The sequence below is a fragment of the Vibrio sp. ZF 223 genome, assembly GCF_003050585.1.
In the GTDB taxonomy this organism is placed as follows: Bacteria; Pseudomonadota; Gammaproteobacteria; order Enterobacterales; family Vibrionaceae; genus Vibrio; species Vibrio crassostreae.
The window spans coordinates 17,990-43,326 of sequence record NZ_PIGB01000007.1 but is presented as its reverse complement, the minus strand read 5'-3'; the positions used below and the strand labels follow the sequence as shown (position 1 = coordinate 43,326).

The 25,337-nt window shown below is 45.0% G+C and carries 11 protein-coding genes; 8 read left to right on the top strand and 3 right to left on the bottom strand.

Annotation, left to right across the window (positions count from 1 at the left end; translation table 11 throughout):
- The first annotated feature begins 17 nt into the window (after positions 1-17).
- Both CWO13_RS14350 and CWO13_RS14345 read left to right on the top strand, forming a co-directional pair.
- Complete coding sequence (locus CWO13_RS14350; RefSeq protein ID WP_108083112.1) at positions 18-2,465, top strand: molybdopterin guanine dinucleotide-containing S/N-oxide reductase; 2,448 nt, start codon at positions 18-20, stop codon at positions 2,463-2,465.
- Positions 2,466-2,608: 143 nt separating this feature from the next.
- Positions 2,609-2,821 carry a TIGR02450 family Trp-rich protein gene (locus tag CWO13_RS14345; protein ID WP_108083156.1) on the top strand — a complete coding sequence of 71 codons (213 nt, stop codon included), beginning with the start codon at positions 2,609-2,611 and terminating at the stop codon, positions 2,819-2,821.
- A gap of 49 nt (positions 2,822-2,870) precedes the next feature.
- On the opposite strand, the gene CWO13_RS14340 is transcribed toward CWO13_RS14345, so the two are convergent.
- On the bottom strand, positions 2,871-3,608 hold the full coding sequence (locus tag CWO13_RS14340) for an HAD-IIB family hydrolase (protein WP_048658356.1): 738 nt from the start codon (positions 3,606-3,608) through the stop codon (positions 2,871-2,873).
- 699 nt (positions 3,609-4,307) lie between these two features.
- Between CWO13_RS14340 and proV the strand changes: the two genes are divergently transcribed.
- Genes proV through proX form a run of 3 tightly spaced genes read left to right on the top strand, consistent with a single transcriptional unit; the run spans position 4,308 to position 7,593 of the window.
- Positions 4,308-5,495 (top strand): glycine betaine/L-proline ABC transporter ATP-binding protein ProV, encoded by a 1,188-nt coding sequence (gene proV, locus CWO13_RS14335; protein WP_108083111.1) that lies wholly within the window; start codon positions 4,308-4,310, stop codon positions 5,493-5,495.
- 3 nt (positions 5,496-5,498) lie between these two features.
- Positions 5,499-6,593, top strand: coding sequence for a glycine betaine/L-proline ABC transporter permease ProW (proW, locus tag CWO13_RS14330; protein ID WP_102431621.1), 1,095 nt, complete (start codon positions 5,499-5,501; stop codon positions 6,591-6,593).
- On the top strand, positions 6,586-7,593 hold the full coding sequence (gene proX / locus CWO13_RS14325; protein WP_108083110.1) for a glycine betaine/L-proline ABC transporter substrate-binding protein ProX: 1,008 nt from the start codon (positions 6,586-6,588) through the stop codon (positions 7,591-7,593). Before proW ends, proX begins: the two co-directional genes overlap by 8 nt.
- A 161-nt stretch (positions 7,594-7,754) precedes the next feature.
- Here proX and CWO13_RS14320 read toward each other — a convergent pair whose 3' ends face one another.
- Entirely contained in the window at positions 7,755-8,129 is a 375-nt protein-coding gene (locus CWO13_RS14320) for a YybH family protein (RefSeq protein WP_017633307.1), read from the bottom strand.
- 142 nt (positions 8,130-8,271) lie between these two features.
- On the opposite strand from CWO13_RS14320, the gene CWO13_RS14315 reads away from it, so the two are divergent.
- A complete protein-coding gene (locus tag CWO13_RS14315; protein WP_102431622.1) occupies positions 8,272-9,138 on the top strand; it encodes a LysR family transcriptional regulator in 867 nt (288 codons plus the stop codon).
- A 28-nt stretch (positions 9,139-9,166) separates the two neighbouring features.
- Here the strand turns inward: CWO13_RS14315 and CWO13_RS14310 are convergent, their stop codons facing one another.
- Positions 9,167-11,026 carry a helix-turn-helix domain-containing protein gene (locus CWO13_RS14310; protein ID WP_108083109.1) on the bottom strand — a complete coding sequence of 620 codons (1,860 nt, stop codon included), beginning with the start codon at positions 11,024-11,026 and terminating at the stop codon, positions 9,167-9,169.
- Positions 11,027-11,332: 306 nt separating this feature from the next.
- Between CWO13_RS14310 and CWO13_RS14305 the strand changes: the two genes are divergently transcribed.
- Together CWO13_RS14305 and CWO13_RS14300 are read left to right on the top strand one after the other, a co-directional pair.
- Complete coding sequence (locus tag CWO13_RS14305; RefSeq protein ID WP_108083155.1) at positions 11,333-21,736, top strand: DUF11 domain-containing protein; 10,404 nt, start codon at positions 11,333-11,335, stop codon at positions 21,734-21,736.
- Positions 21,737-21,763: 27 nt separating this feature from the next.
- Positions 21,764-25,279, top strand: a complete 3,516-nt coding sequence (locus CWO13_RS14300; protein ID WP_108083108.1) for a hypothetical protein — start codon at positions 21,764-21,766, stop codon at positions 25,277-25,279.
- Positions 25,280-25,337: the final 58 nt, after the last annotated feature.

The following is a 25,337-nucleotide window of genomic DNA, read 5'->3' as shown; positions in this document are numbered from 1 at the left end:
ATTAGAAGGATAAAATTATGACTAATATGACCCGTCGTGGATTTATGAAAGGCACAGGTATCACTGCTGGTGCGTTGGCATTCACATCCTTGACGCCGATGAGCGCAATGGCTTCTGACAAGCGCGGTTCTGGTGTTCTAACATCAGGCCGTATGGGACCAATGCTGTGTGAAGTGAAAGATGGCAAGTTAGTGTCGACCACGAATGCACTGGCACAAACTGTTCCAAACAGCCTACAAACTACAGGCCCTGACCAAGTACATACCAAAGCGCGTGTTAAATACCCTATGGTTCGTAAAGGCTACTTGGCTAACCCGTCTGCACCTGAAGGGGTACGTGGTAGTGATGAGTTTGTTCGCATCTCTTGGGATGAAGTGTACAAACTGATTCATCAACAACACTCGCGTATTCGTAAAGAGCACGGAGCAGAATCTGTATTCGCAGGCTCTTACGGTTGGCGTTCAAGCGGTGTTCTGCATAAAGCGCAAACACTTCTACAACGTTACATGAGCATGGCTGGTGGTTACTCTGGTCACTTAGGTGATTACTCAACAGGTGCTGCGCAGGTCATCATGCCGCACGTGGTGGGTTCGATTGAAGTGTATGAACAACAAACGACTTACCCAGTAATCCTTGAGCATAGTGATGTGGTGGTACTTTGGGGTCTAAACCCAATCAATACCTTGAAGATCGCTTGGAGCTCAACGGACTGTGCAGGCTTAGAGTTCTTCCATCAGTTGAAGAAGTCGGGCAAAACGGTTATCGCGATTGATCCAATGCGTTCTGAAACTATCGAGTTCTTTGGCGACAACGCTGAGTGGATTGCTCCGCACCCAATGACTGACGTAGCCATGATGATGGGTATTGCGCACACATTAGTGAAGCAGGGTAAACACGACAAAGAATTCTTGGGCAAATACACAACCGGTTATGACGTATTCGAAGCTTACCTAATGGGTAAAGAAGACGGCGTTGAAAAATCTGCTGAGTGGGCGTCTGAGATCTGTGGTGTGCCAGTGAAGCAGCTTGAGCTACTTGCTGATATCTTCAGTAAGAACCGTACTATGCTGATGTCTGGCTGGGGTATGCAGCGTCAACAATACGGTGAACAACGCCACTGGATGTTGGTTACGCTAGCGACAATGCTAGGTCAAGTTGGCTTACCTGGTGGTGGTTTTGGTCTTTCTTACCACTACTCAAACGGTGGTAACCCTGCTCGTGATGCCGGTGTACTTCCTGCGATTTCAGCGTCGCTTGGCGGTGGCTCTTCGGCGGGTAACGATTGGGCAGTTTCAGGATCTGTGAATGCATTCCCTGTCGCGCGTATTGTTGAAGCGCTAGAAAATCCGGGTTCAAGCTACCATCACAATGGCCACAACCTAACGTTCCCAGAGATCAAAATGATCTGGTGGGCAGGCGGTGCTAACTTTACTCACCACCAAGATACCAACCGCTTGATCAAAGCTTGGCAAAAGCCTGAGCTGATTGTTATCTCTGAACCTTACTGGACAGCAGCAGCTAAACACGCGGATATTGTGTTGCCAATTACCACATCGTTTGAACGTAATGATATGACGATGACAGGTGACTACAGTAACCAACACCTAGTGCCAATGAAGAAAGTCGTTGAGCCTCAAGGTGAAGCGCGTAATGACTTCGATGTGTTTGCGGACATGTCTGAGTTGCTTGCTCCGGGCGGCCGTGATGTGTACACCGAAGGCAAGACCGAAATGGAATGGCTGTACGGTTTCTACAAAACAGCACAGCAAGGTGGTCGTGGTCAGCGCATCGTAATGCCTAACTTCAGCAAGTTTTGGGATGATAACCAACTCATTGAGATGAAGTGGAACGAGAAGAACGCACAGTTCGTTCGTTACGCTGATTTCCGTGAGAACCCAATCATGAACCCACTAGGTACACCGAGTGGCAAGTTCGAGATTTTCTCAAGAACGATTGAAGGTTACCAACTAGACGATTGTCCAGCGCACCCGACTTGGTTAGAGCCGACAGAGTACACAGGTAATGCTAAAGATGGCGAACTGCAATTGATGACAGCGCACGCGGCGCACCGTCTACATAGTCAGTTCAACTACGCGAAGATCCGTGAAGAGTACGCGATTGCAGACCGCGAGCCGATTTCAATCCACCCTGAAGACGCAAAAGCGCGTGGCATTAAAACAGGTGATTTGGTTCGTGCACATAATGGTCGTGGCCAAGTATTGGTTGGTGCACTAGTGACTGATGGCATAAAACAAGGCTCTGTATGTATCCATGAAGGTGGTTGGCCAGATTTAGATGAAGATACAGGCCTATGTAAAAACGGTGGCTGTAACGTACTTACGTTGGATATTCCGACCTCTCGTTTGGCGAATGGTTGTGCAGCGAACTCTGCGCTTGTGAAAATTGAAAAATACACAGGCCCAGTATTAGAACTGACGGCATTTGATCCGCCTAAAAATGGCTAATCTTTAACGAGAAATAGCTAATCGAATGAAGCCAGCCTAACCGCTGGCTTTTTTTATGATCTTTTTTGCGATGGAAAGACTATTACTTTGTGTCGAGTAGACAACTCATGATAATCAACGACGTCAAAGCAAGAGAGAAGCCCATGAATCGAATCAATCCAAGAAAACTATTTCGTAGCAAATGGACAGCCGTTAGCCCCGTGAAGAAAGAAAAGCACTTTATGGTCACAGAAGTCGAATTTGATGAAGGGGAGGTCGTGCGCTGCATGATAGAGGCGGTAATGACCAAACGAGAAGAAGACATCAATTGGCGAGAGCTTACAGATAATCAACATTGGCTCCCAGGTTGGAAGTAGGGCCGGAAGCCTGTTTGATTAGAATTTGTTGTTAATGGCTAACTAGCGTTTATCGGATGCTCGACGCTCGCTTTTGCCAGTATTTGAGCCCCTCTAACACACCCTCAGCGTGCGTTGCTGTGCTGGTGTACACATTGTCTCTGTCGGATAGGTGCGCCACTTCTGGATAATGGTTAGCAACCAATATCGAATTTACACCCTCTATCGTTAGCATGGATGTGTCGTTTGCAGAGTCGCCTGCTACACACACTTCTTCTACGCTCAAATCATGCTGCTTGAGCAGGTGATGAATCGCAGTAGCCTTATTGACGCCCTTTGGTGTGATGTCCAAATACCAGTCGTGGGAGTAGGTGAGGTGTACATCCAATCCGTGCGACTCCAAGCTTGATTCAATCAACTCATGTTGAGGTTCAGACAGCTTCCCTTCAAAAGTAATTTTGTAATCTCCTTGATGATTTTCAAAGCGTTCGCCCATAAAGTCGAGTGGTGCGAGTGCTGTCTCTACTTTGGATTTGTTCCACGACGCTTCTAATTGATTGTGCCAAACATGATCGGGTTTTTGGGAGTGATCGTGATGAATTCTAGTGCCAACATCACTGATAATGCTGTGTGGTTTCGGGTAGTTATCAGACGCCAACCCAACACGAATTGACGGCAGAGTTCTTCCTGTCGCAATGATAAAACGAATATCAGGTTGCTCGGTTAGGTAGTTAAATAACTGATTCACCCCATGAGAAGAGCCTCCATCCAGCGTCCCGTCAAAGTCACACACCAGCATTTTTATCATTCGAATTCCTTGTCTTTTTCTCTAATTCATCGCGGGGAAATGTCAATTTCTTTTATAAAGAATGGCTCAGCAGTGAGGACTCTACAAGTTGTCTTTTAGCTTGGATAATCGACGTTTAATAGTTTGCAGCAAGTGTCACAGTTGGTGTGATGTTTTGAAACTCTTGGTTGAAAAGATCGATTTTATCTCGCTGACTTTAGCCAGTTCACCTTTGGATTTTATGTCGATGCCGAGTGTGGATCTTATCCCTGTAGCAGGGGGGATGATCAACTCTGAAACGTCATTAAATCTTATTAAATAGTTTGTATTCGAATTATTTGTGCACGAACTATTTGATGCTATTCTTGGTCTGTTTCGCGTATTAATTGCTCAAATGTAAAATAAATATTCAATAATCTATCAGTAAGTAACACATAATGTTGCAAGCGGCCTTGTTGCTTTAATGTCTTTTGTTTTCAGTGTGTTGGGTGTTTGTTGCTTTGTTCTTAATCATTAATTTTTCTAGGGGATTGGTGGTTTTGTGGGTGAGTTACAGTACGAGCCCCCTTGATTTACACTGGTTATTTACTTAGAGTACTAATCGTTTTTTGAGTTTAAATAAGTAATTTTTTAAATTTAAATAACCGTTTTTAAGTTTAAATAACAGTTTTTAAGCTTAAGTAACTATAAGTTTAGATAACTAAGAAAGGATTAGACTACATGGATCCCATACTGGAAGTTAAGGGACTGTACAAGGTGTTTGGTGAAGACACCGACCGCGCTTTTACGATGATTAATCAAGGTGCGAACAAAGACAAAGTTTTCGAAGAAACAGGTCTAACGATCGGCGTTAACGATGTTTCTCTTAGTATTCAAGAAGGCGAGATTTTCGTAATAATGGGACTGTCAGGATCTGGCAAATCAACCCTAGTACGCCTTCTTAACCGCTTGATTGAACCTACCAAAGGCAATGTGCTTCTACGAGGCAAAGACATAGCCCACATCTCAGAAGATGAACTCCGCGAAGTCCGTCGCAACAACATTTCCATGGTTTTCCAAAATTTCGCATTGATGCCGCATATGACTGTGATCGAAAACGCAGCGTTTGGCCTTGAGCTTGCGGGTGTCGATGTTGATAAACGAAAAGAGTCAGCACTGGCTGCGTTAGAGCGAGTAGGCCTTGGCGCGTATTCGGAGTCTTACCCAGATGAACTGTCTGGTGGTATGAAGCAGCGTGTTGGTTTGGCTCGCGCTTTAGCATGTGACCCAGATATTCTGTTAATGGACGAAGCGTTCTCTGCACTCGATCCACTGATCCGTACTGAAATGCAAGACGAGTTAATCCGACTTCAAAATGACGATAAGCGTACCATTGTTTTCATCTCGCATGATTTGGATGAAGCGATGCGTATCGGTGACCGAATCGCGATTATGCAAAATGGCGAAGTGGTTCAAGTAGGTACTCCAGACGATATTCTTAATAACCCAGCGAACGACTACGTTGAAGCTTTCTTCCGTGGTGTGAATGTCGCAAGTGTCCTTACGGTTAAAGACATCGCACGCAAGAAACCTGCAGCGGTATTTAAGAAATCTGAGCACGATGGTCCAGCTTCGGCTCTGCAAATCTTGATGGATAACGACCGTGAATATGGCATCGTTGTTGAGAAGAGCAGTCACTACTCAGGCATTGTTTCTATCGACTCCCTTCGCAAAGCCCACAAAGAGAACAAATCATTGGTTAGCGCTCAGCTAAGTGATGGCTTAACTCTGAATCCAGATTTACCAATCAATGATGTGCTTGGCCTTGTTGGCGGTGTGCCTTATTCCGTTCCTGTTGTGGACGAGCAAGGTAATTACTTTGGCGTTGTGACTAAGTCACGACTGCTACAAACATTAGATAAGGGATAGATCATGTCGTCGGAACAAACAAATAATGACCCATGGTCGCAAGCAGCTCCCTCTACTCAGCCGGCAAGTGATCCTTGGGGCCAAACAACTGAGACCGCACCATCAGCGGATTGGCTAAGCAGTGAAACCGTTGAGGTTACGCCTTTTGACCCACTGAACCCTTTTGCTGAAGCTGTACTACCAGTCGATACTTGGGTTGAGTCTGGTCTTAATTGGTTGGTTGAACATGGACGCCCACTGTTTCAGGCGATACGTGTGCCGATCGATTTCATCCTAAGTTCATTTGAAACAACACTGGTTTCTACGCCAGCACCATTCATGTTGATCATCTTGTTTTTAGTCGCATGGCAGTTTTCAAACTTGAAGCTTGGTGTCGCTACTGCAGTATCCTTGACGTTCATTGGCTTGATTGGCGCTTGGTCTGAAGCCATGACTACGCTTTCGTTGGTGATGACATCGGTCTTTTTCTGTCTGTTGATTGGCTTACCCATGGGGATATGGCTCGCCCGCAGCAACACGGCGGCTAAATTCGTTCGTCCAATTCTGGATGCCATGCAAACCACGCCTGCCTTTGTTTATCTCGTACCAATCGTCATGTTGTTTGGTATCGGTAACGTGCCGGGTGTTGTTGTAACCATCATATTCGCACTGCCGCCAGTGGTACGTTTAACCATCTTAGGTATTCAGCAAGTACCGGAAGAGTTGATCGAAGCAGGTCACTCATTCGGCGCAAGCAAAAAGCAGATGCTTTATCGAATTCAATTGCCACTAGCACTGCCAACCATCATGGCGGGCGTAAACCAAACACTGATGCTGTCACTGTCGATGGTGGTTATCGCGTCAATGATTGCGGTAGGTGGTCTCGGTCAAATGGTACTGAGAGGTATCGGCCGTTTAGATATGGGACTGGCTGCAGTCGGTGGTTTAGGCATCGTTATTCTCGCCATCTTATTGGATCGTATCACCCAAGTGTTGGGTGTGAATGCGGGCAATACAAAATTACGCTGGTACCGCATGGGACCTGTTTCCCTAGTACTTAATGCTTTAAATCGCGGTAACAAATCAGAACTTCAATTAAGGAAAAACACCAATGAATAATTCATGGAAGAGCAAACTTGCAGTGAGCATCGTTTCTACACTGGCTGTATCAACTAACGTATGGGCAGCAAGCCTACCGGGTGAAGGTGTATCAGTTCAGCCTGTTCAATCTTCAGTTGCTGAAGAAACGTTCCAAACACTGATTGTTAACCGTGCTCTAGAACAGCTTGGCTACGACGTGAAATCAACACAAGAAGTGGACTACAACGTAGGCTACACCTCAATTGCAAAAGGTGACGCAACGTTCCTAACGGTAGGTTGGTTCCCGCTTCATGCAGACAAATACACAATGGCGGGCGGCGATGAAAAGTTCTACCGCGAAGGCCAATATGTAAGTGGTGCAGCGCAAGGTTACCTGATTGATAAGAAAACGGCAGAAAAGTACAACATCACTAATATTGGTCAGTTAACCGATCCAAAAATTGCAAAACTGTTTGATGCAGATGGTGATGGCAAAGCCGACCTAACAGGCTGTAACCCAGGTTGGGGTTGTGAGATGGTAATTGAACATCAACTGTCAGCATTCAAACTGGACGATACAGTAACTCATAACCAAGGTAACTATGCGGCTATCATCGCAGACACGATTTCACGTTACCAAAAGGGTGAATCAATCCTTTACTACACGTGGACACCGTACTGGGTAAGTGGTGTATTGGTGCCTAACGAAGACGTAGTATGGCTAGAAGTGCCATTCTCTTCACTTCCTGGCGAGCGTTCGGATGTTGATACGACGTTATCTAACGGCAAAAACTACGGCTTCGAAATGAACTCAATGCGCATTATTGCGAACAAAGAGTTTGCTAAGAATAACCCATCAGCAGCGAAGCTTTTCGAGATCATCAAACTTAACATCAATGATGTAAGTGCTCAGAACATGATGATGAGTAAAGGTAAGAACAGCTCTGCGGATATCGAAGCGCACGTAAACGGTTGGATCAAAGCGAACCAAAGCACGTTCGATGGTTGGATTACAGAAGCGAAGAAAGCAGCACTGTAACTTTGACTTGTATTTGCTCTGTCTTACCAGACATTTTGAGTGATTGTGTAGAGTCATTGAATCACCTTCAAATCAAGTGAAATGGCGACAGAGTGAACATTAAAAAGCCAGCAGTCCATTCGGATTGCTAGCTTTTTTTTCTGTTTCTATGCTTCTAGCTTCTAGCGTTCGCCTTGAACTTCAAAGTCATCACTTACTAGGCGAGCACAGCCATCCGCTTCTAATGCCCAGTGTTCACGGTGTACGACACCAAACGCTTTGTTCATTGTCCAGCTAGCGGTAAGAATGTAACCACCTTCTGGGTGCTCTTCCCACTTAACATCTGTGTAATCAACGTCTTTGAAGCCTTGGTCAATGATGTTTTGCCAAAATGCTTGAATCGCTTCACGGCCTTCAAAAGTGCCGAATGGACGAGCTTCCATCACACAAGCCTCTGTGTATTGGTCGGCACAACCTTTAGCATCTTGGCTATTGAATGCTTTTTGCCACGCGTTAATGCCTTGCTTACATGCTTCTAATACTTGGTTGTTTAACATTGTTTTCTCTCCATAGCAGTCTTCTTTCAAACACTGTTTCTTTGATTAGGTATCTCGATAAGTTGGATTCAGTTTAGTCTTGGAAATTAATTTGAAAAACAGAGATAATAGAAAATACTGTTTGTAAAAAGAGAACAATAAAATGAGTAAGCTAAAGCAGATGTCGATTTTCGCTCATATTGTAGAGCAAGGCTCAGTATCGGCTGCGGCTGAAAAGTTAGAGTTGTCTAAATCTGTCGTCAGTCAGCACCTAAAAATTCTGGAACAAGAGCTTGGTGCTTCGCTTCTTAAACGAACAACGCGAAGACAAACCTTGACTAGTATGGGAGAGCGCTTCTATCTAAGTTGTAAGGATATTAACGTGATCGCTGAATCGGCATGGGATATGGCGAAATCGGAGTTGGAAGAGCCACAGGGACGGATTCGCATCACGGCTCCTAATGCGTTGATGGATTTGCTGGTTGCGCCTGTTATTGCCGATCTGATGAAACAGTATCCAAAATTAAAGCCGGAATTGATCAGTGATGATCAACACTTAGATTTCATGGAGCACGATATTGATCTTGCGGTGCGAGTTGGCAGTTCACGAGACAGTAACCTAAAACAGAAACGGTTAGGTGAGTTTAAAGATGTGTTGTGTGGCGTCACAAGCATGCGTGAACGTGAGCTTGAATCGATTCCTTACATTGCAAACTCTTGGCAGGGGAAGCAGGTGACTCACCATTTCAGTTCTCTAACTGAAGAAGGCTTTGTCTATCAACAACAAGCTAGCTGCGTTACCAATTCATTTCACAGTTGTCTTGCGTTGATTAAATCGGGTGTTGGCATTGGTGTGATTCCAGACTTCTGTGTTCCTCAGTTATCCAATGAAGTTGTCGACGTGCTGCCAAGCTTTGAATTACCCACCAATACGGTTTATGCATTGAACCCATTTACTTCCAACACGCCGATTGCCATCCAACTGTGTGTTCAAGCCTTAGAAGAGAAGCTTAAGAAGAATTTAGTATAAGCTTTCTATAGTTAGTAAAATCAGGTGCTTAACCATGTTTACTAATAAAAGCAATAACATGTTTATTGCTAAGTAATTCAATCTTGTCGATAGTCAGTACGCAATAGCGGTAGTTTTTTTTCTTGAAGGTAATGTTCGATTTTTCTTTTGTTGGTTCTGAGAATTTATAGATTTCAAACCCAAGGTTTTTCATCAGCTCCAGTGCATTTGGATTTTTGATCATCATAGAGAATTTCTTGATCTTAGTATTTCTTGCAAGAAGCTTCATATCGGAAATCAGGTTCGCAATAGATTGTTCGCGTTTCTCAGAGTGACCGCTAACGACTATATAATTTAAGTCCTGATTAGAATCTAAAGAGCAGGCTTGCTTAATATGTAGATGCTTATTTTGGTATTGCTCGAATACCTCTTCGTTGAAGAAAAAACCTAGGCTATGACTAACAATATCGCCATTAACATCGACCATTTTTCTGCCATGCGCCTTTTTTTCACTGCAATAGAGAAACAGGTCGATAGTATCAAGAGCTGAAGGATCCACCTTTGTATATTGCGAAATCAGCTTAATTCTATCTATTACTGCTTTGTCATTCTGATCTGTCATCAATGGCATGATCTGACAGTCGCAGCCTTCTTCTATCTCCCCTTTAGTGATAGACGATACTCGGCTTTGAAACGAAAAGAACCTCTCACGAAGGAAGTCTTCAAGTAGTGCACTGTCTTCGTTAACTTCTGAATCAAAGGATTTCAACGTTGTATACAAGTCCAGACCAAGGCAGTCCAATAGCTTTAGGGCTTTGTAATTACTTGGCTTTACTTTGCTATTTTCCCATCGATTTATCGTTACGACATCTACAGAGCTGAATTCATCATCTAAGTGATTAATGTATGCCGCAAAATCCTTTTGCGTTAACTTCAATTTCTTGCGCGCTTCGCGCAGTAATTGCGGAAATTTCATCATGGTAGAATATTCATCTTTGATTAGTGACATTACGTTCCGATTCGTCAGATAGTCTATTTTATCAATCGTTAATATACAGTAGCTATAATGTTTATTTTTGAATGTGATATTACATTTTTTAGCAGAAGGTTCTGAAAATTTAAATACTTCAAACCCCACGCCCTTCAAGAGTTTCATCATGTTGGGGTCTTTAACTAAAACAGAATATTTTTTAATGTTTTTGTTCTGAGAAAGTAACTTTATATCTGAAACTATATGCTCAATAACATGATTTTTTTTCTCTGAGTGTGAGCTTATATTAAAATAATTTATGCTTTTGCTTGAATTTAAAGAGCTGGCCATTCTTAGATCTAGCTCTTGAGTTTTTAATGTCTCAAATTGATGGTCTTCAAAGAAAAAGCCTACGTTGTGACTCACAATGTCGCCATCTGTATTGATGAGCTTGTGACCATGTGCTTTTTTCTCACAGTAATAGAGATATAAATCAATTTGGTCCAGTGGCGAAATATCGACTTTTGTGAATTTAGAAAGTAGTTTGATTCTGTCGATAACGCCAGTGTCGCACGGCTCTGACATTAAAGGCAGTGACTTAAAGTTGCGTTCGCCTTGTTGTTGATTCAGGCCTGATAGAGCTGAAATTCTACTTTGAAATGAGCCATAGGATTCGTTTAAAAACAGTTCGATTAGTGTGTCTTTTTGTTCGGACTTAAAGCTCTTTATTGTCTCAAACAAATCTCCGCCAAGGTACTGTAAGATCTTGAGTGCTTTGTATGTACTAGGCTTTACCTTACTGTTTTCCCAACGATTTATCGTTACGACGTCAACCGCATTAAACTCATCGTCTAGCTGATTTAAGTAGGTTGCAAACTCTGTTTGTGTAAATTGAAGTTCCTTTCTGAAGTTACGTAACAACTGTGAAAACTCACTCATTAAAACATTAACCTTCTGATAATTAACTCAATGTCTTGATTCTAATTTAGACATCAGACTCTATATTTAACATCTTCAGTAATTTGTTTTTTACGGATGTTAATTGTTCGGGTTGATTGAACTGTATGTTGCGCATGTCCCTAATAGGCTAAGTGCCAAATTGGTGACGTCAAATCTATGGCATTTAGCCTGGAGACTTGTCAATCTACTGTGAAGTACGCGTTAATGTTCAGATACAACCTTGCCTTTTTCTTATCTATTTTATTGTTTCCATTCTCCGTCCAAGCTGAAACAGCGGGGCTAAAAATGGATCTGTCCGTTGATAGTGCGTCTTATGACAATGGGCAAAAGGTCGTTTATACGCTTGTTCTTACGAATGAGTCGGATAAAACCATTGCAGGGTTGGATGTTAAAGATGATCTGTTAAATATCTTAACGACAGACGATGAAGGGAATGATGTTAACGCCTTTACTCAAGCATCGATCCAAGCGGAGGCGACGCTTCTTTCATCGCCGGGTACTTACAACCGTTTTGGTAGTTTAGAGGCGACTGACGTACGTATTACTGTGGGTGGCTCGGTGACCTATACCATGACCGCCAAAGTTTCTGGTGACGCAGCCGGTACGATTGATAACGTCGCAAGCGCGAGCGCTGGGCCTCTTTCATCTGCTGAATCAAATACGGAATCTATTCAACGAGGTTTGTACGAACACGATATTCTGGTGTCGGTAGATAAGACAAACTACCAACTGAATAAAGAACTCACGTACTCGATTAAGGTATCAAATACTGGCGATATGGTGATTCGAAGCCTTGATGTTCAAGATGCTATTTCAGATATCAAGACACTCGACATTGATGGTGTTCTTCAACAGGCCTTCACAAACAATGTGAACTCAGCCGAGGTACAAGGCGGTGAAAGTGATGCAGGTAAATTCAACTCTTCAGGGGATTTGTCCGTCACTGATGCGTCGATAGATATTGGTGGATCTATCACCTACACAATTCGAACGACCGTTGCCGACAAACTCGTCGGCGATATTGTTAATGACAACATAACGGTAGAAACACGAGATGCGCAAGTCACTGGGAATGAAATCACAACGCCCCCCACAGCGTCTAATGTCACTCTTAAACATACCTTGAACCAAACAGAGAACTATGTTGTTGATGATGAGTTCTCTTACACGGTTACGGTAACCAACCAAGAAAATTCCGGTATCGCTTATGGCTATTCTGTTCAGCAGTTACTTGCTGACTTAGAGACCGACTTAGGTAACGACATCAGCAATGATAAAAATGCTACCGATACCAAGGGGAATCCTTACGAATCTTGGACCAATCAAGTTATTACTATTGGGCCCAACAGCACCTCTCAACTGGCCGCTAGCGGCGTTGAATCAAATCGTTCACTGGATGATGTAGTCTCCATTTACCCTGGTGAAGAGATTCTTTATTCAGTAGAAGTTGATGTAAGCCCTGTTTCAATTGGCGAAATTCCTAAAGTTATCGCCCGAGTAGTGGATGCTGAAGGTACGGCAGATTCTGGTGATGTAGTGACTAACCCTCTAGAGACGCAAGAAGTTCTGAATTCTTCATCAAGCCAAATTACCCGCAACAAGAACACAACGGATACCACTTATGTCCCTGGAATATCGGGTGAAAATGAAGTGGTCTACGACATTGTTGTCTCCAACAAAGACACTGAATTTTTCGCTAACGATGTTGAAGTGATCGACAAGTTCGCTTGTATCGTGACAGAGCAAGCCGATGGTACTACCGATTCTGCGTTTTCCGAGTGGAAGTTGGAAGTGGATGAAAGCAGCGGTGAGGGTTCTAACTATGGCTCATTTAATTATGGGGCTTGGACTACGAACGACATCAATTTGAAAGTCGACCTCGCACCCGAGGGCTATGTTCATTATAAGCTGACCGCAAAAGTGGCAGACACCAGTGTGGGTCAGATTGTTGATGATGGTACCGATGCCGGCTTGTGCTTAGGGGATAACTTAGGCGAGTTGGGTTCTGGCGTTCAAATGCCAAACTCGAAATTAAAAGTCCAAAAGGAAGTGGATTCTCGTTACTACTCAGCTGGCGGTACCCTGAACTACGACATCACGGTAGAGAATAACGGTGACGGCTACGCGATTGATGTACCGGTTTATGATGATTTAGTGTCTGTCATGACTCAGTCTATTAATGATACACCGACTAAAGCGTATTTGAGCTGGGTTATTACTGCGAAATCCTATGCCTCTGACGGCTCAATTTCGACAAACAGTGATCCCGGCTTTACTGGCCAAATTGAAGGTAATCAAAGCAATAAACTTATCTTGGACGAGAAGGCTAAGTTGGCCCCACATGATAAGATCGTTTATAGCATTGCGGCGATCGTAAACCCCATTGCCGATGATGAAATCCGTAATGAAGTGACAGTCGACAGCGTGCTTTATTCCGACAGAGGTTCATACCCACGAGATTACTACTTAGTATTGGATAAGCGTGTTGATGGTCATAACGAACAGAACGCGTATACCGACACCACAAATACTGTCACTTATACGATCAGCATTACCAACCCAGAAGGGAACGGTTTCGCCTCTAACATCAATGTCAAAGATGAAATCAGCACCATAGAAGCTGAGTTACTTCATGAGCCGGGTGAAACCAAGCCCGTGTTCTCATCGTGGACGATCAGTGCAGAAAGAGAGGCAGACTCCCCGTGGGTGAAAGCCGTGACTGACCCTGGATCGTTCTCGGATAACAATGATCTGGATGCCAACGCTCAGATCCCGCCAGGTGCGACGATTACTTATACCATTGTTGGGACACTCGATCGCAGTGTCGACAGTGAGATTCTTTGGGGAGCATTCACCAATACCGCAACAGTGACGGGACCAGATACTAATCTATCGGATACGGTACGTACCTATCCTAGCGAACCGAATCTTGTAGTCGCTAAGACCGCTCAAAATACCGACTTTGTTGTAGGTGAGCGCGCTACATTCGATATTTATATCTATAACCGCGGCACTGGTTACGCAAATGACGCAACGGTACAAGATAGCATTTCAGCGCTTAACTTCTTTAATAGTTGGACAATTGTAGGTTCGACCAACACAGATAAACCGGGTTCTCGTTACGGTGATATTACTGATAATACAGACATCAATACTGATGTTGATATCACTCCAGGAGGTTGGGTTCGTTATGATGTGAGTGGTATTGTTAATGCTGATTATCCACATGATCAAGTATCCAACCGTGTAGATGTCTATGACCCTATTACAGACAGAGAGCACAGTTCTTCCGCGCAAATTAATAACGCAGATAGCCTTTTTGATATCAATGTTTCCCTTACAAAGACGACGGATGTAGTCCGCTATACACCAGGTGAATACGTTGAATACACCATTTTGGTTAAGAACAATGATGAAGAAAGCTTCGCTGAAGTTGAGCTCAAAGACGAACTGACGAAGGTCTTCACAACACTTGCCAATGACAAAGATGCGTATGTTGAGGATGTCGAAAACCAGTCTGCATTCGAGCATTGGTTGATAGATACTGGGAGTGGCTATGGAAGTCAATCTACCCATGATGTAAGGATTCCGTTGTCACTTGCTCCCGGTGAATTGAAAACCATAAAGATTAAGGCCCTTGTTAAAGATAATGCGGTGTCAAATGGGGTTGACGCGGATGGGCTAAATGTTATTCGGAATGAAGCTTTACTCCTCGATAGTAGAGACTCTGGGTGTATGACAGATTGCGAATATTTTAAGCGTGCCGTGGCTGAAAACCATCAAGTTCACAATAACGGTACCGTGGTTCGTACAACCAACATCAACCGCTACTCTCCGGGCGATGAACTGACTTACACCATCAAATACAACTCTCAAGATGGTCACGGCTATCGCAACAACGTTGACGTTAATGAACTGATCAATGATATCTCTGTTGAGTTACAAGACGGCACATCAGGCAATCCATTCTTCGACGATGCGGTGGGTACCAACAAGTTTACGGTTGCGGTGGCTAAGAGTGACCCAGCAAACGCAGGCACAACCGATGGTACAAAAGACGGTGAGGTTGTGGATGACACCAATATCGTGACCTCTATTGATATCGATGCCGGTGAAGACGTGACTTACACGGTAACCGGTACTGTTAGGCCTGACGCCGTCGGTGATATTCACTATCGAGATACAGTAGTGATCCCTGATGACTACCACTTAGATTTTGATAAAACGACTGATGAAGTGGTGTACGAGCCAGCTCAGACGGTGACCTATCACTTAGTGATTGAAAATGACGGCAAAGGTAATGCTCATGACATTCCAATTGTCGATAACCTCAAAGATATTACCGTTGATCTCGTAGACGGCACGACTGGACCTGCGTATTCAACATGGACCATTACCTCTATCGCAACGGGCACTGATTCTGAGTATGTCGATGCAGGTGCGGGTGCAGGTAAGGTTTATACATCAACAGACAGCAACCTAAACGAAGAAGCCGATATTCCGATGGGAGCAACGCTTGAGTACCAAGTAGTGGCAACCATTAACGATAAAGCCAATGGCGATATTATCAATGTACTGACTGTTGATGGAGATACGATCTCTCATGGTATTCGTCAAGAAGCTCGAAAAGTTGATTTTGAAAAGAACATTCTGGCGTATTACGACACGGATGAAAACGAACTGGTTGGCGCAACTAACTACATGCCAGGTGGTTATGTTGAGTATGAAATTTTAATTGAGAACATTGCGAGCGCCCACGTTGATGATATGAGCTTGCGTGATGACATCGACCAAATTAACACTCAATACTTTGATGGAATGCGTGGCCCTGCATTTGATAGCTGGACGATTGAAACATTCACTGATAGCTCAGGTATTTCCAACCCAGATGTTGATAACTCAATCCAAGACAATAAGCCGATTGATACTCACTTCGATATCTCGGCAGACAACTTTGGCCGAGCTGCATCGTCAGCGTTTGTCCGCTATGTCATAAAAGCCAAGATCAGTCCGAAAGCGGTAGGTTCTTTTACTAATAAAGCTTACATCGATGAAGACAATGGTAATGAACTGATCGCGGTATCACCACCATCAACGATGGCAGATCCTGAAGTCACGTTCTCTAAAAAAGCGTTTTATGATGCAGGCTTCTCTTCGCAAAAAACTGAATATTCTCAAGCTGTGGGTGAGAGTGAAGTTTATTACCGAGTTCAAATTAAGAACACGGGCAACGGAATTGAGTATGGTTCTCGCCTTGAAGATACCATTTCTGCAATTCAGACTCGCATTGCAGAAGATGCTTCGACGTCTGGCGCTGACCCTGTCGGGCAACCATTTTTATCTGGTTGGGAAGTGCAGCTAGAAAAAACGGCAGCGGTAGGTTCGATCACGGACGCGGTTGACTTTGTTTCTGGTAACAACGTTGATATTGATAACGACATTGTTATCGCGCCTCAAGAAAGCCTAACGTTCACTATTCATGCTGAAATTCGTGAAGATGCATTGGGTGACATTCAAAACAAAGCGACTTACGACGGTAGTGCCCGAACAGCGAATTTAATGCCGCTTGAAAACAATACCAGTGTTGAAAAACGTGTGGTGTCGATTAACGGCAACCCGTTCAATGATGGGGATACCTATCTGCCGGGTGACGAAGTCGAGTATGAATTCGTGGTCACTAACCCAGAAAACGGTTGGGCAAATGATATTCAGATCAAAGACACGGTAAAGGATATTCAAGTTGAGGCTATTGGTGGAACAATGGAATCTGCCTTTGTTTCGGGCGATATCACTCACGAAGTCAGCAATGGTATTGATGCTAACGTCGATACTTATGTTCAGAGCTATAACCCAAACAATAACCTGAATATCGAAACCGATATTGCCGCAGGTGAAGTGCTGACGTTCAACTTAACAGGTGTTATCCGTGATGATGCTTTGGGGACTATCGAAGCCAACCGAGTGACGGCAGGTAATCAGTCAGCAACATCAGAAACGATTCCACCACAAGCGGCTGAACTCGACTACTTCAAAACCTTGGTATACACCGATGGTGAATCAGCTGGCTGTTCAGTTCCTTCAAACGATGGCAGCAGCTGTACCTATGCACCGCGTGGTGATGTTGAATATCAAGTTACGTTAGATAACACCGGCGATAGTATCGCCAATGATGTACGTGTTATCGATGCTATCCATACCATCAAAACCGAAGATGGTGATGATGCGTTCTCTGATTGGGCAACAGCGATTGCGGTTGAACCGGTTGGAACTTATGACGTGCAAGGTAACTATAATGGCAGTGTGCCATTGAATGCGACTGTCGATCTTCGTCCCGGCGAACGCATTGTGTTCGATGTCAAAGGCACGGTTTCAACATCGGCAACAGGCACCATTACCAATACGGCACAAGTGAACGGTGATGACACCAACGACATCGTACTTGACCCTGGTCGTTCTAATATCCTAATCGATAAGTGGACAGATACACCTACTTACGTGCCGGGTGGCACGGTGAATTACTACATCGACATTACCAATGACGATGTGGATTCTGGCCTGTTCTCAATCCGCGACATCATCAGTGGCTTCGAAGTCGAAACTGTCGATGGTTCAATGCAAACCGCACTCACTGAGTGGAGCGTTGATTACGATGTCTTATACAACTCAGCACCATCGGATCCTGACGCGAATGATTTCTCAGAGTTAGACAAGCTCGTTGGGCAAAGCAGCCCAGACATCGATTTACCTGCTGAGTCAGTCAAGATGGCAGGGCGTGATGATGCGGGTACTGGCGGCGGTGATAAGTACACGGTTGTTCGAATCCATGTTGAAGGCAAGGTTCGTGATGATGCGATTGGTCGCTTTACCAATACTGCATATCTGCGACATGGCTTGGACGATTCGAAAATAGCTCGCTTAAGAGAGGGCTACATTACGCCTCAGCCGGGACAGTTGGTGTTAACCAAAGAAGCTACCCCGATTGCCGAGCCTGATGCTAAGTACCAACCGGGCCAACCTATCTCCTACAAGATCACCGTGGCTAACACGGGTGAAGGTTACCTTGTGGATCAAGTCCTGACGGATCGTATCGATACCATCATGACCGAAGTGGCGAACAGCCCAGATCAAGAACAAGCCCTTACCGGCAACTGGATCATCAGCGATGAACAGATTGATGGTAGTGGTGACCCAGCATTGAATGCTCGTAAAGATGTGTCTAACACTGCTCAAGGTTACCGCGCCACTTACAGCATTCATCCCGGTGACAGCTATTCGTTTGTTGTCACAAATACCGTGAATGACAAAGCCAAAGGCGAGATCACTAACGTTGTTAAAGTGGTTGGCGATGATGGTGAATACACCGCAGACGCGACCTACATTCCAGAAGACGCACAAGTTGAGATCACAAAAGACGTTGATAAAGCGGAGTACCTTCCGGGAGAAACACTTCAATACACCGTGACCGTTAAAAATAACGGTTTAGGTTGGGCTGAAGATGTTGTGATTGAAGATGCGTTGAAATCGGTTGAAACCACGATTGCTGGTGGTGAGACGAAGCAAGCCTTTGACCCTGCTTCAATCCAAATATCTGCGGTATCGACAACGGGTGAGACCCCAGTACCGGATGCAACCAGTGGTGAAGACCTTAATGAGACGCTCGATATTGCGCCTCAAGACAGCATTGTTTTCACTATTCAAGTGACGACTAATCCGTTGGCGACAGGCGATATTACTAATATCGCATCAGCGATCTTTGACGACACAACATTTGATGACAGTGCTACTAGTACACCAGTTTTGGCGATGGTTTCGGTCAAGAAGACGGTTGATACGCCATCGTATGAAGTAACCAAGCTGGTTAACTACGACATCACCGTAACCAACAGCTCTGATGCGTTTGCATCTGGTGTTCAACTTCAAGACATCATCAGTGACATTCAAGTCGACACGACCGCGGATAAACAAGAGTCGGCATTCCTACTTTGGGAAGTGAGCTTTGACGCCTCGGATGATCGTTCGGTTGTCACTCCAAAGACATTCGACTTAAGTGAAGACATCGATGTGATTATGGATGTTGCGCCACAAAGTACCGTGACATTCCATGTTAAGGCGTTGATTCGTACTACGGCGATTGGCGATATCAGTAACACGGCAACCATCACTTACAACGGCGCACCACAAGACTCAACGGTAGTCATGACACCGAAAGACTCTGAGTTTGTTGCGACGAAAACCAACGTACAAACCGAGTATGAGCCGGGTGGTGAGCTGGAGTTCTTGATTACTATTGAGAACACCTCAAACAACTACATTAGTGACCTAAGTGTTGTCGATGATATGAGCACGATAGAGGTGAGCTATTACGATGGCACCACTGGCCCTGCCTTTGTTGCCGGAACCACTTCTTTGATTGTTGACTCAACCACGCTAGGCACGACGACAGAGCAAATTAGCCCGATTGAATACAGTGTGGATATTGCACCGCATGGTACGGTTGTATTCCGCTCAAAAGGCACCGTGGTCGATACTGCGACTGGACGTATCGTCAATACAGCGCAAGTTGACGGTGGCGATGTGGTTAGCCCTCCGGTTAACACTGTCGCGGCGGTTGTTCAAGCTGAGCTCTATACAGACGCACCTTATTACGTGCCGGGCGACCAAGTTGAGTATCACTTAGTGGTACAAAACATTGGCCGTGGTATCGCTAAAGATGTGGCGCTTTACACCCAGTTCTCTGAGTCAATGGGTGATTACATAGATGGCTCCCGCAGCAATGCTTTTGATGATTGGACCCTAACAGCATCATCGGAAGGGGCTGAAACGCAGCCGGGTACGTTTGATAACGATAAAGACCTCTTCACCTTGGTCGACATCGCGCCGGGTGGCAAGATTGACTACACCTTCACATTGACCGTCAACGAAGACATGTTGACCAACATCGATGTACTCGGCTACTACCTTGATCTAACGGGTAGCCCGACGATGCGTGCTCGATCTAAAGGTATGTTGGCATCAGAAACCTCGATGCAGGCAGTAGCAGACCAAGTATCAGCTCTGGATCTACCTCCAGTGGGCGCAGATCTGATTGTCGAAAAGCGTTCAGACAAACCTGAATACACCGAAGACGACGACAGTGTCACTTATTACCTAGCTGTGACCAACAATGGTTTAGGTAATGCAGCGAACGTGCGACTCACTGATGAGATCAGCGAACTGCAAAATAGCGTTGGCAACAAAGTGTTTACTGACTGGACGATTGAAGGTGTTGAAGTCGATGACACAGGCGCGGTGATTCAGCGTCATAGCTTCCCGTCGAGTAAAGATCTAGATACGACCGTTAACCTAAAATCCCAAAAGCGAAATGCCTATGCGTTCGAAGTGGTGGGTACATTAGGTAAAGGTTTAGATGACGACATCACCAATACCTTTACGGCGACTGAATCTGACGGTACTGAAACTAGCGACAGCGTAACCACTCACATCAAGAAGATTCCTGACAACTCTGGGGAATTGGAGCTGACCAAGTCGGCGCTGCAAGATACCGCGCAAGTCGGTGATGCGGTTGAGTACGAGATCATCGTTGAAAACAACAATGAATCTTACTTTAAGAACGTGACGGTAGAAGACCGTTACCCAGGTGGCTTGAAATACATCGTGGACACGTCAGAAATCGTGTTGAGCGGTATTGATGGTGAGTTTGGTACGGAAGATGATCAGGTTCTTTCTCAAGAGCCATCAGATACTGGCAAGCTGATGTTCACTTCGTTGAACTTTGACCCGGGCGAGAAACTGCGTATTCGTTACTTATTGCGAGTATCGGTAGGTGCGACCTTTGGTGACTACATCAACACCGCAGTCGCGAAAGTGGATGGCTCAGCGGTTTCTAATGAAGACACCGCCAAAGTGACCGTAGAACCGGACAAGGTGTTCGATACCTCATCGATCATCGGCAAAGTCTTTGAAGATCACAACAAAGATGGGTTCCAAGCTGATGCAACGGCATTTAATGTTGAGTTAACAGCTAATCTGCCTACTCAAGGCTATATTGCGGGATCTACAATTGTCGTCCGTGATGCTAAGGAGGTTGTCGTCAAAGACCAAGAATTGGTTGGCTCTGCGACCTCTGTTCTAGAGAAAGGTTTGAATCTTGGCGACCTTTGGGGACATTCAGTGAACCGAACACTGCCAGAAACCAGCAAAGTGGTTATTCAATTTAAAACTCGCACGCAGCAAAGCTTTGATTTCTACGTCACGACCGATGCGGGCTCTCGCATCGAGTTCGACGCACAAGGTCAGATTCAGTTTAAGCATGAATCGGACAAGAAAAAGGGACTGAGCGCTGAAAACCTCAATGTAACCAGAAACCTGTATCGCGATGGCGAGGATTACCTGTGGGAAATTGTTATCGAGAACAAAGGTATCTACGAAGATGGTATTCCGGGCGTTAAGTTGATGACGGTTGAGGGAATCGTTATTTACACAGACCAGTACGGTCGTTACCACGTGCCCGACCAATGGGTACTCAATAAGAAAGGTAAGAACTTCCTCGTGAAGTTGGACACTGACTCGCTATCCACCTCCATGGAAGTGGTGAGCGAAAACCCGAAAGTGTTGCGAATTACCCCGAATAAGCTCACCAAGTTCAACTTTAGCGTTCATCGCAAAGATCAAGAAAGTGAACAGCAGTAAGCCATTGGAACCGTATCTGGAAATTGTATGAAAGTATTTAGTAAGTCTCGTTTAGCGACGTGTGTGTTAACGGCCATTCCTGTGATGGCGGTAGCGAAAGACACTGGTAAGCTTGAAAAACTCGGTTCTGAGACGACTGGCATTGAAATCACTAAGCCGAACCAAGACCAAGACAGCTCGCGTATTTACCTAGAGCAAGGTGCTATTTGGGCAAGCCGTGACATCACTCGCTTTGATCCCGTATTAGATGTCAGTGTCAGCGATGAGTTGGAAGTCGAGCAGGGAACACTGCGAGACAGCGTTGGTTTCACCATCACCACCAACTATGGTTACTACATCAAAAAGTACCAGTTGGAAGTGTACCGCGTGGGTGACTTTGGTCTGTCTGAGGCAATCGCTGTGCTTGAAGGCGATAAACTGGCGAACGACTCTGACATCAATTGGGATGGTCAAACCGATGTCGACTTCCAGTTTGAGGTGGGTGGGCAGTTGATGTTCCGTCTAAAAGCGTGGGACAAAGATGGCAACATGGATGTAACCACGGTTGGTGTAACGGATTTGGTGAAGCCTGACTCTGAAGTGGATATCGATCGCAACGATAACGAAGATGAAGAGAGCAAAGACAAAAGTTACGGCCAAGCTAAGTTGATGCGTCACAACATCCCGACCAATGCCGGCTTAGCCAAGTTCATTGGTACCGGTTTAAAAGGCGTTGATAAAGTCATCATCGGTGAAGACGAATTTGACGTTGAAGACGGCAACCTATACGCAGAACAGTATCTACCAACAGACTCCTACATTTTTCCAACCAAGGTTGTGTTTGATAACGGTGATGAACGCCGCTACAAGTTGTACGTTCGTATTCCAGATACGTACTACGCACAAACGGGTTTGGCTGATCTTTATGTTGGTAAGAACAATGTTTCTGGTAATAACAGTGCGCTGAGCGTCGATGACCAATATCAAGATGACCTCTATAACCAAGGGCGTTTGGCGTACTTTGGTCAGGGTAAATTTGGTGACAAGCTTCGCGTGACCACTCACTTCGATACTCGAGAAAGTGAGATAAAAGACATGTTCAAACATCCATTCGCATCAGACGATTCGGATGTGTTCGATATTCTCGAAGACGACGATGAGCTGTATTACGGCAACTATGGTGACAGCTCAAACATCGAAAAAGTAGTTAACACCAAGGGTAAAGTCTACCTCAATGTGGAATACGATAAATCACAGTATTTATGGGGTAACTACAACACAGGGTTAACCGGTACTGAGAACAACGATTACAACCGTAGCCTCTATGGTTTCAAGGCCGATTACCGTACTCGCGATACCACACAATATGGTGAAGATCGCTTGAACGTGGTTGGTTTTACGGCAGAAGCTGACTCCTTGTATGCGCACGATGAGTTCTTAGGTACGGGCGGTTCTCTGTATTTCCTTCGTCACGGTGAAGCGGTACCGGGAAGTGACAAGGTTTACGTAAAAGTAAAAGATGAATCTGGCCTAGTACAAAACGAAATCCCTCTTGAGCCGGGTGTCGACTATGACTTCGACCCGTACCAAGGTCGAATCATTCTGACTAAGCCACTCGACAATATTTTGTCTGACAGTTTCGGCAGCGTGATTGAAAACGGTGACGATTACGAAAACTTCCTGGTTGTCGATTATGAGTATGTTCCTCAAGGTTCAGACTCGTTAGACGCAATGTCCTATGGTGGTCGTGCCAAAGGTTGGGTCAACGATTACGTTGGTGTGGGTGTGACGTATGCGACTCAAGAAAAAGACAATCAAGACTACGAGTCTTACGGCACTGACTTAACGTTGCGTGCGACGGAAGGCACCTACATTAAAGCCGAGTTTGCCCACAGTGAAGGGACTCAAACCGAGTCGAATTTCCTCTCTACTGATGGTGGTTTAACCTTTACGCCAATTGGCGATACATTGGAAGACCGTAAAGGTGACAGTGTCCAAATCACAGCAGTGACGAGCCTTTATGACCTTGCTCCAACCATCTTTGGTGCCGTTGGTAATGACCTGAAGCTTTGGTATCGAGACAAAGACGCGGGATATAGCTACGCGAGCAGCAGCGATGACCTAGAGCAAGAAGCCTATGGCGCCGAACTTCGTTTGCAAGCGACCGATCGTTTGGCGGTTCTGTCTCGTTTCTCGACCAACGAAGAGCGCGATGTTGACGGCAATCTAGAAACAGACACCGAGACTATTGAGGTAGAGACTCAAGCTAAAATCACCGAGCACATCAAAGTTTCGGCGGCAGGGCAACAAACTGAAGAGCTTAACCAAAACGACGAGCACAGCGATGCGACCTTAGCGGGTGTACGTTTGGAATACATGTGGGACAGCGACAATAGCGTTTACGTTAAAGGGCAAAAGACTGTCGATCAGTCGGATGACTACGACGAAAACGATAGCGCCTCGATCGGTGCTGAATTCCAAGTTTTGGAAGATTTGTCTTTAGGTGGTGAATATACCGATGGTGATCGTGGGCAAGTTGCTGAAGCGACGGTGAGTTACGATGTATCGGATGATCATTCCACCTACGTAACTTATGTTGATGACAACTATGAAGGCCAAAACAACGTGATTGTCGGTCAGCGTGCAGACCTCACCAGCAGTGTCGATTTCTACCAAGAGAACCAGTTCGTTGATGAAAATGATGGTCACGGCCGTATCGATTCGTATGGCTTTGGTTACGACGTGACGGAAGATGTTGAGATGGGCATCGGTTATCAGCTTGGTGAAATTGAAGATGACGAGAACATCACCACAGAGCGTGAGTCCATCAGCTTCAATGCATCTATTGACCTAGACGACATCACCCTGAGCCACAAATTCGAATATCGAGTGGACAAGAGTGAAGACGACCCAGAGATAGCACAACGTGAGTTGCAACAAATCGTGACGACCAACCGTTACACGCATCACTTAACGGAAGAATACACGCTGTTTGGCAAGTACAACTACTCAATTACAGAGAGTGAAACCACGGGCGAAACCATGGCGCAATTTACTGAAGCGACGGGTGGACTAGCGTATCGTCCAATCTACAACGATCGACTCAACTTACTGAGCCGCTACACCTACATTGCAGATTTCGATCAACTGGATCGCGATGTGGATTATCAAGACGAAACCAGCCAGATCATTGAAGTTGAAGCGATCTATTCGATCGACCAGCACTGGGACGTCGGTACTAAGTACGCCCATAAAGACAAACAGCAAGCTTTTGAACAAGCATCTGGTTCGAATGAGCTGGTTAAAAGCGATATCGACCTATACGGATTAAGCGCTTCTTACCGAGTGATGAAAGAGTGGGATGTGACGGGTGAATACCACTGGAAAACAGACACACTCAACGATGAGCTAGAACACGGCGCGTTAGTTTCGGTGAATAAGCACATCGGCGATAACTTCAAAATGGGCATTGGCTATAACTTCTCTGCGTTTGATAGCGATCTAACCAATGATGATGACTACGATGCATCCGGTGTGTTCATTAACTTAGTCGGTAAGATCTAAGCCTGCCCCAAAGTGGGTTGAAAGTTAAGAGTAGAGAATTCAAAGTGACAGTTAAGAG